11 protein-coding genes are annotated in these 12,180 nt (G+C 71.4%); 1 reads left to right on the forward strand and 10 read right to left on the reverse strand.

Annotated elements, in window-relative coordinates; translation table 11 throughout:
- Positions 1-99 precede the first annotated feature (99 nt).
- The 6 genes from AB0C01_RS00345 to pyrR are packed head-to-tail and all read right to left on the reverse strand — an operon-like array spanning position 100 to position 8,406.
- Positions 100-1,146, reverse strand: coding sequence for a quinone-dependent dihydroorotate dehydrogenase (locus AB0C01_RS00345; RefSeq protein WP_357569840.1), 1,047 nt, complete (start codon positions 1,144-1,146; stop codon positions 100-102).
- Positions 1,143-4,490, reverse strand: coding sequence for a carbamoyl-phosphate synthase large subunit (gene carB / locus AB0C01_RS00350; RefSeq protein ID WP_357569841.1), 3,348 nt, complete (start codon positions 4,488-4,490; stop codon positions 1,143-1,145). Before carB ends, AB0C01_RS00345 begins: the two co-directional genes overlap by 4 nt.
- On the reverse strand, positions 4,483-5,628 hold the full coding sequence (carA, locus tag AB0C01_RS00355) for a glutamine-hydrolyzing carbamoyl-phosphate synthase small subunit (protein WP_357254830.1): 1,146 nt from the start codon (positions 5,626-5,628) through the stop codon (positions 4,483-4,485). Before carA ends, carB begins: the two co-directional genes overlap by 8 nt.
- Positions 5,625-6,902: a dihydroorotase gene (locus AB0C01_RS00360; RefSeq protein ID WP_357569842.1), complete on the reverse strand. Its 1,278-nt coding sequence runs from the start codon at positions 6,900-6,902 to the stop codon at positions 5,625-5,627. The genes carA and AB0C01_RS00360 overlap by 4 nt, the downstream gene beginning before the upstream one ends.
- Positions 6,899-7,825: an aspartate carbamoyltransferase catalytic subunit gene (locus AB0C01_RS00365; RefSeq protein WP_357569843.1), complete on the reverse strand. Its 927-nt coding sequence runs from the start codon at positions 7,823-7,825 to the stop codon at positions 6,899-6,901. Before AB0C01_RS00365 ends, AB0C01_RS00360 begins: the two co-directional genes overlap by 4 nt.
- Complete coding sequence (gene pyrR / locus AB0C01_RS00370; RefSeq protein ID WP_357569844.1) at positions 7,822-8,406, reverse strand: bifunctional pyr operon transcriptional regulator/uracil phosphoribosyltransferase PyrR; 585 nt, start codon at positions 8,404-8,406, stop codon at positions 7,822-7,824. The genes AB0C01_RS00365 and pyrR overlap by 4 nt, the downstream gene beginning before the upstream one ends.
- A gap of 288 nt (positions 8,407-8,694) precedes the next feature.
- Here pyrR and AB0C01_RS00375 point away from each other — a divergent pair, with 288 nt between their 5' ends.
- On the forward strand, positions 8,695-9,183 hold the full coding sequence (locus tag AB0C01_RS00375; protein WP_007458348.1) for a transcriptional regulator: 489 nt from the start codon (positions 8,695-8,697) through the stop codon (positions 9,181-9,183).
- 75 nt (positions 9,184-9,258) lie between these two features.
- Here the strand turns inward: AB0C01_RS00375 and nusB are convergent, their stop codons facing one another.
- The 4 genes from nusB to aroB form a co-directional block, all read right to left on the reverse strand.
- Positions 9,259-9,669 carry a transcription antitermination factor NusB gene (nusB, locus tag AB0C01_RS00380; RefSeq protein WP_184188983.1) on the reverse strand — a complete coding sequence of 137 codons (411 nt, stop codon included), beginning with the start codon at positions 9,667-9,669 and terminating at the stop codon, positions 9,259-9,261.
- Between the two features lie 23 nt (positions 9,670-9,692).
- Positions 9,693-10,250, reverse strand: coding sequence for an elongation factor P (gene efp, locus AB0C01_RS00385; RefSeq protein ID WP_210793018.1), 558 nt, complete (start codon positions 10,248-10,250; stop codon positions 9,693-9,695).
- A gap of 412 nt (positions 10,251-10,662) precedes the next feature.
- The gene (aroQ, locus tag AB0C01_RS00390) at positions 10,663-11,094 is read right to left on the reverse strand and encodes a type II 3-dehydroquinate dehydratase (protein ID WP_357254824.1); all 432 of its coding nucleotides are present in this window, start codon (positions 11,092-11,094) and stop codon (positions 10,663-10,665) included.
- Positions 11,091-12,170, reverse strand: coding sequence for a 3-dehydroquinate synthase (gene aroB, locus AB0C01_RS00395; protein WP_357254822.1), 1,080 nt, complete (start codon positions 12,168-12,170; stop codon positions 11,091-11,093). Before aroB ends, aroQ begins: the two co-directional genes overlap by 4 nt.
- Between the last annotated feature and the right edge of the window lie 10 nt (positions 12,171-12,180).

A 12,180-nucleotide genomic window follows, 5' to 3' on the forward strand; every position in this document is an offset into this window, starting at 1 on the left:
CCAGCAGCGAGGCTCGCCTCCCGGGCGCGCGGCCGGTTCGGCGACGAGCCGGCGCGGGCCGGCCCGACGCGAGGCCGGGCGAGCACCGGGCCGGCGCGGTCACCGGCCGGCGACCGCGTCCGGTGCCACGGGCGCGGCAGTCGCGCGGGCGGCGGCGCGGACCAGGGCCGGACCGCGGTAGATGAAGCCGGTGTAGAGCTGCACCAGGGCGGCGCCGGCGTCGAACATCCGCGCCGCGTCGTCCGGGTCCAGCACCCCGCCGACGCCGATGATCGGCAGCCGTCCACCGGTCTCCCGGTGGACGAAGTCGACCACCTCCCGAGCCCGTCCGGTGAGGGGCCGGCCGGAGAGACCACCGGCCTGGGCGCCGCGCTCGGCGTCCACCGTGGCCAGCCCGGTCCGGGACAGCGTGGTGTTGGTGGCGATCACCCCGGCGGCGCCACGGTCCAGACAGACCTCCAGCAGCTCGGTGATCGCCGCCTCGGTCAGGTCGGGCGCGATCTTGACCAGCACCGGCTTCTCCCCCACCAGCGCGCCGAGCAGCGCGTCCAGGTGGGCGCGGTCCTGCAACGACCGCAGGCCCGGCGTGTTCGGTGAGGACACGTTCACCGCGAAGTAGTCGCCGTGCCCGCGCAGCGCCCGGTACGAGGCGAGGTAGTCCTCGACCGCCTCGTCCAGTGGGGTCACCTTGGACTTGCCCAACGAGATGCCCAGCGGCACCCCGAGCGGGCGGGTGAGCGCCGTCAGCCGGGCCGCCAACGCCGCGGCCCCGGCGTTGTTGAAGCCCATCCGGTTGACCACCGCCTCGCTGGCCGGCAAACGGAACAGCCGCGGCCGTGGATTGCCCGGCTGGGCGTGCGCCGTGACCGTGCCGACCTCGACGAACCCGAAGCCGAGGGCCGGCCAGGCCGGCAGCGCCGCGCCGTCCTTGTCCATCCCCGCGGCCAACCCGACCGGGTTGGGGAAACGCACCCCGAACACCGTGCGCGGCGCGTCGACCGCGTAGCGGGTTCGCAGCGCGGCGAGCGCGGCCGGCCGCCGCGACAGGGCCGCCAACCGCCGCAGGGTCCACTCGTGCGCCGCCTCGGCGTCTCCACCCCCGATCCGGAACAACCAGGGCCGTACCGCCTGCTCGAACAGGGTCACTGGGCGGCCCGCAGGATGGCGTGCAGATCCTGCAGGGGGCGCACCTGCATGTCGCCGCGGATGCGCGCCTCGATGCCCATGACCGCCGCCGCCGCGCCGGGGACCGTGGTGATGCAGGGGATGTCGGCGGTGACGGCCGCGCTGCGGATCTCGTAGCCGTCGGAGCGGGCGCTGGCACCCGAACCCTGCGGCGTGTTGATCACCAGCGCCACCTGGCCGCCGGCGATCAGCGACACCGCGTCATCGCCCTCGCCAGCCTGGTAGTGCTTGCGGACCTGCTCGCAGGCGATGCCGTGCCGGCGCAGCACCTCGGCGGTGCCGGTGGTCGCCACGATCTCGAAGCCGAGATCGGCCAACCGCTTGATCGGGAAGATCATGCCGCGCTTGTCCCGGTTGGCCACCGAGACGAAGATCTTCCCGGCGGTCGGCAGCGACCCGTACGCGGCGGACTGGCTCTTGGCGAAGGCGTGCCCGAAGTTGGTGTCGATGCCCATCACCTCGCCTGTCGACTTCATCTCCGGCCCGAGCAGCGAGTCGATCCCCTTGCCCGCGCGGGTCCGGAAACGCTTGAACGGCAGCACCGCCTCCTTGACCGCGACCGGCGCGTCGGCGGGCATCGTGCCCCCGTCCCCCGTCGCCGGGAGCAGGCCCTCGGCGCGCAGCTCGGCGATCCTCGCGCCGAGCGCGATCCGGGCCGCCGCCTTGGCCAGCGGCACCGCCGTCGCCTTCGAGACGAACGGCACGGTACGCGACGCCCGCGGGTTGGCCTCCAGCACGTAGAGCACGTCGTCCTTGAGGGCGTACTGCACGTTGAGCAGGCCGCGGACGCCGACGCCACGGGCGATGGCCTCGGTGTAGCGGCGGACCTCGGCCAGGTGCGAGCCCGCGAGGGTGATCGGCGGCAGCGCGCAGGACGAGTCGCCGGAGTGGATGCCGGCCTCCTCGATGTGCTCCATCACGCCACCGATGTAGACCTCGCCGTCGGCGTCGCAGAGAGCGTCCACGTCGATCTCGATGGCATCGTCGAGGAACCGGTCCACCAGCACCGGGTGATCCGGGGAGATGTCGGTGGCCCGGCCGATGTAGTCGCGCAGCGTCGGGTCGTCGTAGACGATCTCCATGCCCCGCCCGCCGAGCACGTACGACGGCCGGACCAGCACCGGGTAGCCGATCTCGTCGGCGATCGTCTTGGCCTCGTCGTAGGACGTGGCCATGCCGTGCGCCGGCGCGCGCAGCCCGGCGCGAGCCAGCACGGCGCCGAACGCGCCCCGCTCCTCGGCCAGGTGGATCGACTCCGGGGAGGTGCCGACGATCGGCACACCGGCGTTCTTGAGCCGCTGCGCCAGGCCCAGCGGGGTCTGCCCGCCGAGCTGCACGACCACCCCGACCACACCCGGCCCGCCGGCCGCCCGGCCGGACGAGTCCTCGGCGTGCCAGACCTCCAGCACGTCCTCGAAGGTCAGCGGCTCGAAGTAGAGCCGGTCGGCGGTGTCGTAGTCGGTGGAGACCGTCTCCGGGTTGCAGTTGACCATGACGGTCTCGTAACCGGCCGACCGCAACGCCTGCACCGCGTGCACACAGGAGTAGTCGAACTCGATGCCCTGCCCGATCCGGTTCGGGCCGGAGCCCAGGATCAGCACCTTCGGCCGGTCCGACGGCGCGACCTCGGTCTCCAGGTCGTACGTCGAGTAGTGGTACGGCGTGGTCGCCTCGAACTCGGCCGCGCAGGTGTCCACCGTCTTGTAGACCGGGCGTACGTCGAGGCGGTGCCGCAGGGTGCGGACGCCGTCCTCGGCGGCCAGCTCCGGGCGCAGCGCGGCGAGCTGACGGTCGGACAGGCCGGCCCGCTTGGCCCGGCGCAGCAGGTCGGCGTCGAGTACCGGCGCGTCGACGATCTCGCCGCGCAGCTCGATCAGCGCGGCGATCTGGTCCAGGAACCACGGGTCGATCCCGCCGGACGCCTCGCTGACCTCGGCGATCGACGCGCCGAGGCGCAGCGCCCGCTCGACGGTGTAGAGCCGGCCGTCGTGCGGGATCCGCAGCGCGGCCAGGGTGTCGGAGCGGGTGGCGTCCGCCGGATCTGGAGTGGTCCAGAAACCAGATGATCGGGTTTCCATCGAGCGCATCGCCTTGTTCAGCGCCTCGGTGAAGTTGCGCCCGAGGCTCATCGCCTCGCCCACCGACTTCATCGTGGTGGTCAGCTCCGGGTCCGCGCCGGGGAACTTCTCGAACGCGAACCGGGGGATCTTCACCACGACGTAGTCCAGGCTCGGCTCGAAGGCCGCCGGGGTCTTCAACGTGATGTCGTTGGGGATCTCGTCGAGGGTGTAGCCGATGGCCAGCTTCGCGGCGATCTTCGCGATCGGGAAGCCGGTCGCCTTCGAGGCCAGCGCCGAGGAGCGCGACACCCGGGGGTTCATCTCGATCACGACGATCCGGCCGTCGACCGGGTTGACCGCGAACTGGATGTTGCAGCCGCCGGTGTCCACCCCGACCTCGCGCAGCACCGCGATGCCCAGGTCCCGCAGGCGCTGGTACTCCCGGTCGGTGAGCGTCATGGCCGGAGCGACGGTGACGCTGTCGCCGGTGTGCACACCCATCGGGTCGATGTTCTCGATCGAGCAGACCACCACCACGTTGTCGTGCCGGTCGCGCATCAGCTCGAGCTCGTACTCCTTCCAGCCGAGCACGCTCTCCTCGATGAGGACCTCGTGCACCGGGCTGGCGGCCAGGCCGTCGCCGGCGATGCGGGCCAGGTCTTCGGGGGTGTGCGCCATGCCGGAGCCCAGGCCACCCATGGTGAACGACGGCCGGATCACCACCGGCAGGCCCAGCTCGGCGACTGTCGCCTCGACCTCGTCCATCGTGTGGCAGACCCGGGAGCGGGGCACCAGCCCGGTCGGGTCGTCGACACCCAGCCGTACGCCGGCCTTCGCCACGATCTCCTTGAACAGCTGCCGGTCCTCGCCCCGGTTGATGGCGTCGATGTTCGCGCCGATCAGCTCGACGCCGTACTTCTCCAGGACGCCGGCCTCGTGCAGGGCGACGGCCGTGTTCAGCGCGGTCTGCCCGCCGAGGGTCGCCAGGATCGCGTCCGGGCGTTCCTTGGCGATGACCAGCTCCACGAACTCCGGGGTGATCGGCTCGACGTACGTCGCGTCGGCGAACTCCGGGTCCGTCATGATCGTCGCCGGGTTGGAGTTGACCAGGCTGACCCGGATCCCCTCGCTGCGCAGCACCCGGCACGCCTGGGTGCCGGAGTAGTCGAACTCGCAGGCCTGCCCGATGACGATCGGCCCGGAGCCGATCACGAGGATGTGCTTGAGATCGGTCCGCTTAGGCATTGCTGCGCCCCTCGATGAGATCGGCGAATCGGTCGAAGAGGTAGTCAGCGTCGTGCGGGCCGGCCGCCGCCTCCGGGTGGTACTGGACGGTGAACGCGGGCAGGTCCACGGCCCGCAGCCCCTCGACCACGTTGTCATTGAGGCAGACGTGCGACACCCGGACGCCACCGAAGTCGGTGTCGATCACCTGGTCGGGGACGACCGCGCCGTTGCCCGAGCCGGGGACCTGCACCGCGAAGCCGTGGTTGTGGCTGGTCACCTCGACCTTGCCGGTCAGCCGGTCGAGCACCGGCTGGTTGATCCCCCGGTGGCCATAGCCCAGCTTGTAGGTGCCGAAGCCGAGCGCCCGACCGAGGATCTGGCTGCCGAAGCAGATGCCGAACAGCGGCACCTCCCGCCGCAGCGCCTCCCGGGCCAGCGCCACCGGGGCGTCGGCGGTCGCCGGGTCGCCCGGGCCGGGCGACAGGAAGATCGCGTCGGCGCCGGTGGCGAGCATCTGGTCGATGCTCGACGACGCCGGCAGCACGTGGGTGGTCACCCCACGGGTGGCCAGCCGACGCGGCACGTTGCGCTTGATGCCCAAGTCCAGAGCCGCCACGGTGAACCGGTGCTCGCCGAGGGCCTCGACGACGTACGGCTCGGCGGTGCTCACCTCGGCGGACAGGTCCGCGCCGACCATCTGCGGTGACTGCCGGACCCGGGCCAGCAGGCTCTGCGGGTCCTTCTCGACGCTGGAGATGCCCACCCGCATGGCGCCCCGCTCGCGCAGGTGCCGGGTCAGCGCCCGGGTGTCCACCCCGCTGATGCCCACCACGCCCTCGGTGGCGAGGCGGTCCTCCAGGCTGCCGGTGGCCCGCCAGTTCGAACCGATCCGGGCCGGGTCGCGCACCACATAACCCGCCACCCAGATCCGGCCGGACTCGTCGTCCTCGCCGTTGACGCCGGTGTTGCCGATGTGCGGGGCGGTCTGCACCACCACCTGCCGGTGGTAGGACGGGTCGGTCAGGGTCTCCTGATAACCGGTCATGCCGGTGTTGAAGACCGCCTCGCCGAAGGTCTCGCCGACGCTGCCGTACGCCTCACCGGGGAACGTGCGCCCGTCCTCGAGCACCAGGATTGCGGAACGTCTACGGGTCACTTGACTGCCTTTCCGTCCAGGACCGTCGGCTCGCCACGCAGGAAGGTCGCCACGATGCGACCCGGCAGCGTCATGCGGGCGTACGGGGTGTTGCGACTGCGGCTGGCCATCTCCGTCGGCTCGATGGTGCGGCGGGCGGCCGGGTCGATCAGGGTCAGGTTGGCCGGCACACCCGGCGCGGGGTCGACGCCGTGCCCGGTCAGGCCGGCGATCCGGGCGGGGGTACGCGACATCCGCTCGGCGATCAGGTCCCACTCGGGGCCGAGCACGTCGAGCGCGATGGACAGGGCCGTCTCCAGACCAAGCATGCCCGGCCGGGCGTACGCCCACTCGCACTCCTTGTCCTCCACGGCGTGCGGGGCGTGGTCGGTGGCGATCACGTCGACCACACCGTCGGCGAGCGCGGCGCGCAGCGCGGCGATGTCCGCGGCCGTCCGCAGCGGCGGGTTGACCTTGAAGACCGGGTCGTAGCTCTCCGCTCGCTCGTCGGTGAGCAGCAGGTGGTGCGGGGTGACCTCGGCGGTGACGCGTACCCCACGGGCCTTCGCCTGGCGCAGCACCTCGACGCTGCCGGCGGTGGAGACGTGGCAGACGTGCAGGCGGCTGCCCACGTGCTCGGCGAGCAGCACGTCCCGGGCGATGATCGCCTCCTCGGCGACCGCCGGCCAGCCGATCAGCCCGAGTCGGGTGGAGACCTCACCCTCGTGCATCTGCGCGCCCTCGGTGAGCCGGGGCTCCTCGGCGTGCTGGGCGATGATCCCGTCGAACGCCTTCACGTACTCCAGCGCCCGGCGCATCAGCTTCGGGTCGGCCACGCAGTGCCCGTCGTCGGAGAAGATCCGCACCCGGGCCGCGGAGTCCGCCATCGCGCCCAGCTCGGCCAGGCGCTCGCCGGCCAGCCCGACGGTGACCGCGCCGATCGGTTGCACGTCGACCAGACCTGCCTCGCGGCCGAGCCGCCAGACCTGCTCGACCACGCCCGCGGTGTCGGCGACCGGGGACGTGTTGGCCATCGCGCAGACCGCCGTGTAGCCGCCCATCGCCGCGGCGCGGGACCCGGACTCGACGGTCTCGGCGTCCTCCCGGCCGGGCTCGCGCAGGTGGGTGTGCAGGTCGACGAGGCCGGGCAGGGCGACCAGCCCGGTGCCGTCGACGACTGTGGCGTCCGGCGCGGACAGGCCGGCGCCCACCTCGGTGACCAGGCCGTCGCGGATCAGCAGGTCGGTCGGCGCGCCGCCGACGACACTCACGTTGGTGATCAGGTACGCGCTCACCGGTTGTTCCCTCCGAGCAGCAGGTAAAGAACAGCCATCCGCACGGAGACACCGTTGGTGACCTGTTCGACGATTGTGGAGCGGGGTGAGTCGGCGACCTCGGGGGTGATCTCCATCCCCCGGTTCATCGGGCCGGGATGCATGACGATCGCGTGCTCGGGCAGCCGACGCATCCGTGGGCCGTCCAGCCCGTAGCGGCGGGCGTACTCGCGCGCGGAGGGGAAGTAGGAGTCGTTCATCCGTTCCCGCTGCACCCGCAGCATCATCACCACGTCGACGTTGGGCAGCACGGCGTCGAGGTCGTAGGAGACGTCGGTGGCGGGGGCGAGGGCTCCCGCGATGTCGACCGGGATGAGGGTCGGCGGGCCGACCAGGGTGACCTTGGCGCCGAGGGTGGAGAGCAGCAACACGTTGGAGCGGGCGACCCGGGAGTGCAGCACGTCCCCGACCACCGCGACCGAGAGCCCGGCGAGCCGGCCCAGCCGGGACCGCATGGTGTACGCGTCCAGCAGCGCCTGGGTCGGGTGCTCGTGGGTGCCGTCCCCGGCGTTGACGACCGACCCGTCGACCCAGTTGGCCAGCCGGTGCGGCGCGCCCGAGGCGGGGTGCCGGACGACGACCGCGTCGGCGCCCATGGCCTGCAGGGTCAACGCGGTGTCCTTCAGGCTCTCGCCCTTGGTGACGCTGGAGCCCTTCGCGGAAAAGTTGATCACGTCGGCGCTGAGCCGCTTCGCCGCCGCCTCGAAGGAGATCCGGGTGCGGGTGGAGTCCTCGTAGAAGAGGTTCACCACGGTCCGGCCGCGCAGCGCGGGCAGTTTCTTGATCTCCCGACCGGCGACGGTGGCCATCTCGGCGGCGGTGTCCAGGATCTCGGTGGCGGTGTCGGCGTCCAGGTCCGCGCCGGAGAGCAGATGCTTGATCATGAGGTGGGTCCCCCGTAGAGCTTGACCTCGTCGGTCCCGTCGGTCTCGGCGAACGTCACCTTCACGCTCTCGGCGAGCGAGGTCGGGATGTTCTTGCCGACGTAGTCGGCGCGGATCGGCAACTCCCGGTGGCCGCGGTCGACCAGGACGGCGAGTTGCACCGACGCCGGGCGGCCCACGTCGTTGAGCGCGTCGAGCGCGGCCCGGACGGTACGGCCGGAGAAGAGCACGTCGTCGACGAGGATGACCCGCTTGCCGTCGATCCCGCCGGACGGCAACTCGGTCGGGCCGATCGCGCGCGTGGCCTGCCGGCGCAGGTCGTCGCGGTACAGGGTGATGTCGAGCACACCTACCGGAACGGCGACGTCCTCGAAGGTGCTGATCCGCTCGGCGAGTCGCCGGGCGAGGGGCGTCCCCCGGGTCGGAATCCCCAGCAGCACCGTGTTGGCGGCACCCTGGGTCTTCTCGAGGATCTGGTGGGCGATGCGGTCGACCACGCGTTGCACGTCGGCGCTGGCGAGGATCACCTTCACCGAGGGTTGTCGCGGTGGTGACGGGCGGGCAGCCGGTGGGTACGCCACGGCGGACCTCCTTCCCCGCCTCACGGGACGGGTCGTTAAAGGATGTCGGGCACCTCCGGCCGGACCGCGCAGCGGACCTGACCGGGGCTTCGCGCCACGTTACCAGTGGTCACCGGGCCGATGGACGGCGGCCGCTGACCACCGGGTCAGGACCAGGATTCGGGGACAACTTCCCGGACGCTCCCCAACGGTCGGGTCACGACCACTTGACCAGGTGTCGCATTCCCCGTACCGTCACGCTCCGTAGCGATCGACGGGAGAACCCCGAGCAGCACTGGGAGTGTCCGAATGCCCTCTGAATACGCCAAGTCTCTGGGCGCCCGCCTGCGCTCCATCCGCCAGCAGCAGGGTCTGTCCCTGCAGGGTGTGGAGGAGAAGTCGAATGGGCGGTGGAAGGCCGTGGTGGTCGGCTCGTACGAGCGCGGCGACCGGGCCGTGACGGTGTCCCGTCTGGCCGAGTTGGCCGAGTTCTACCGTGTCCCCGTCTCGGAGCTGCTGCCTGACGGCAGTGGTGTCCGGCACGAGCCCACCAGCAAGATCGTCCTGGACCTGGAGCGGCTCTACGACGAGGCCTCCGAGGACCTGGCCTACGTCGCCCGCTACGCCCGCGCCATCCAGCAGCAGCGTGGTGACTACAACGGCCGGGTGCTCTCGATCCGCGCCGATGACCTGCGGGCTCTCGCGATCGTCTACGACGCCTCGCCGTCGGGTCTGATCGAGCGGCTCACCGAGCACGGTGTGCTGGTGGCCGACCCGCGGGCGTTCTTCGCCTCCTGAGCTGTCGCTGTACCGAAAGGGCCCGTGCCATCTGGCACGGGCCCTTTCCGGTCACGGCGTTCGGTGCTGCGATGCTCAGCGGGTGGCGTACTCGGCGATCCGGCCGAGCACCCCGTTGAGGAAGCGCGGCGAATCGTCGGTCGACATCTGCCGGGCCAGCTCCACAGCCTCACTGATCGCGACCGCGTCGTCGATCTCGTCGACGTAGAGCAACTCGTAGACGGCGATCCGGGCCAGATTCCGGTCGACGACCGGCATCCGCTCCAACGTCCAACCCTCGGCGTAGCTGGCGATCAGCTCGTCGATCCGGTTGAGGTGCTCGGCGACGCCCTCGACCAGACCCACCGCGTAGCCGAGGTGCTCCGGTCGGGGCTGCTCGATCCGCTGCACGTAGCCGGCCAGCACCTCCACCGGAGGCTTGTCCCGCAGGTCGGCCTCGTAGAGGACATCCAGCGCCCGCTTGCGCGCCTTGCGGCGCGCCGGCATCTGCTGCTTGGAACCCTCAGCCATCAGGCGCGGCCGAGGTAACGGCCGTCGCGGGTGTCGACCTTGATCTTCTCACCGGTGGTGATGAACAGCGGCACCGGCACGGTGGCGCCGGTCTCCACGGTCGCCGGCTTGGTGCCGCCGGTCGAGCGGTCACCCTGCAGGCCCGGCTCGGTGTAGGTGACCTCCAGCACGACGCTTGTGGGCAGCTCGATGTAGAGCGGCACACCCTCGTGCTGGGCGACGGTCGCCTCCGCCTCGGGCAGCAGGTAGTTGGCTGCCTCGCCAACGGTGCCGCCGAGCACGGTGATCTGGTCGAACGTCTCCAGATCCATGAAGACGAAGTCCTCACCGTCGGCGTACAGGTATTGCATCGTGCGCTTGTCAACGGTCGCGGTTTCGACCTTGGTGCCCGCGTTGAAGGTCTTGTCGACCACCTTCCCGGACAGCACGTTCTTCAGCGTGGTGCGCACGAAGGCACCACCCTTACCGGGCTTGACGTGCTGGAACTCGACGACAGCCCAGAGCTCGCCGTCCAGGTTGAGTACCAGGCCGTTTTTGAGGTCGTTGGTGGAGGCCATTTCCTGCCTTGATCATCAATTGGCGGACAGACCTTACGAGTCTACTAGCTGCGCCGAGACCCGCTGACCACCCTACGCGGGCGGGGGCCGACCAACGGGCATCGACGCCCACAACGGTGACGGAGCGTGACGCTCGGACCGGTAGCCGTTCCCCTCGTCGAACCCTTTGCTCTGCTTCAACCCGCGCACCAGTCACCCACCGTGCCGGCCAGACCGCCGCCCTCGGTACGACACAACTCACAAAGCCGCAGCTCACCGCACTGTTGCGCCTGGTGAAGCAGAGCAAAGGATCTGAGCAGGGTACGCACAGCCGGCACCGGACGCGGCCCACCAGGTGACGCTCGGCGACGCCGATAACGCTCACTATCGGTAATTTGTCGCAGCCGGTGGGAAATGGGCGGGAAACCGGTGGTCAGGCGCCTCGGCCGGCCAGGTGGTGCAGAGCGAGGCGATAGCCGTCGATGCCGAGGCCGCAGATCACCCCGGTCGCCACCGCGGACACCACCGAGTGGTGCCGGAACTCCTCGCGGGCGTGGATGTTGGACAGGTGCACCTCCACCAACGGCCCCCGCAGCATCGCGCACGCGTCCCGCACGGCGTACGAGTAGTGCGACCAGGCAGCCGGGTTGAGCACCACCGCGGCAGCCTCGTCGGCGGCGGTGTGCAGCCAGCCGAGCAGCTCGTGCTCGGCGTCGGTCTGCCGGACCGTCACGTCCAACCCCAACTCCCGGCCGGTGGCCTCGCAGAGCGCCACCAGGTCGGCGTAGGTGGTCTTGCCGTACACCTCGGGCTCCCGGGTGCCCAACCGGCCCAGGTTCGGCCCGTTGAGGACGTACACCTTCACCGGCTGGACACCTCCTGGTAGGCGGCCTCCAGCAGCACGTCGTCCGGGCCCTCCAACATCGCCGGACGGGCCAGCCCGTCCAGCACCACGAAACGCAGCCGGCTGCCCCGGGCCTTCTTGTCCACCCGCATCGCGGGCAGCAGGTGCGGCCAGGCGTCGGCCGGGTAGCTCACCGGCAGGCCGAGCGCGCTCAACGTGGCCCGGTGCCGGTCGGCGGTCGGCGCGTCCAGCCGGCCGGCGAGCCGGGCCAGCGCGGCCGCGTAGACCAGGCCGACGGAGACGGCGTGGCCGTGCCGCCAGCGGTAGCCCTCGTTCTGCTCGATCGCGTGGGCCAGGGTGTGCCCGTAGTTGAGCACCTCCCGCACACCCGACTCGCGCAGGTCACCGGCGACCACGTCCGCCTTGACCCGGATCGCCCGCTCGATCAGCTCCCGCGTCACCGGCCCGCGCGCGTCGGTGGCCGCCTCCGGGTCGCGCTCGACGAGATCCAGGATCGCCGGATCGGCGATGAACCCGCACTTGACCACCTCGGCGAGCCCGGCCGCCAGGTCGACCGCGGGCAGGCTGTCCAGGGTGGCGAGGTCGGCCAGCACACCGACCGGCGGATGGAACGCGCCCACCAGGTTCTTGCCGGCAGCCGTGTTGATGCCCGTCTTGCCGCCAACCGCGGCGTCCACCATGCCCAGCAGCGAGGTCGCCACCGGCACCCAGCGCACTCCGCGCAACCAGCAGGCCGCGACGAAGCCGGCCAGATCGGTCACCGCGCCGCCGCCCACCCCGACCACCGCGTCGGTACGGGTGAAGCCGGCCGCGCCGAGCCGGTCCCAGCAGGCGGCCGCCACGTCGATCTGCTTGCCCGACTCGGCGTCGGGCACCTCGATCGGCAGCGGCTCGACGCCGGCGGCGCGCAGCCGCTCGCCGAGCGCGTCCGCCAGGGCCTTGAGCGGGGGCGCGTGCAGCACCGCCGCCCGACTCGCGCCGGGCAGCAGGCCCGGCAACGCGCCCAGCAGGTCACGCCCCACCAACACGTCGTACGGCCGCTCGCCGCCGACCGGAATCCGGGTCACCTCGTTCATCGCCGGCAGC

The sequence above is a fragment of the Micromonospora sp. NPDC048905 genome, from assembly GCF_040649655.1.
Classification (GTDB): Bacteria; Actinomycetota; Actinomycetes; order Mycobacteriales; family Micromonosporaceae; genus Micromonospora.

Bases quoted from the DNA above. Each gene is read 5' to 3' on its own strand.
- AB0C01_RS00375 (WP_007458348.1), top strand. From the start codon at position 8,695: ATGCCCTCTGAATACGCCAAGTCTCTGGGCGCCCGCCTGCGCTCCATC.
- nusB (WP_184188983.1), bottom strand. From the start codon at position 9,669: ATGCCGGCGCGCCGCAAGGCGCGCAAGCGGGCGCTGGATGTCCTCTAC.
- AB0C01_RS00365 (WP_357569843.1), bottom strand. From the start codon at position 7,825: ATGATCAAGCATCTGCTCTCCGGCGCGGACCTGGACGCCGACACCGCC.
- efp (WP_210793018.1), bottom strand. From the start codon at position 10,250: ATGGCCTCCACCAACGACCTCAAAAACGGCCTGGTACTCAACCTGGAC.
- carB (WP_357569841.1), bottom strand. From the start codon at position 4,490: ATGCCTAAGCGGACCGATCTCAAGCACATCCTCGTGATCGGCTCCGGG.
- aroB (WP_357254822.1), bottom strand. From the start codon at position 12,170: ATGAACGAGGTGACCCGGATTCCGGTCGGCGGCGAGCGGCCGTACGAC.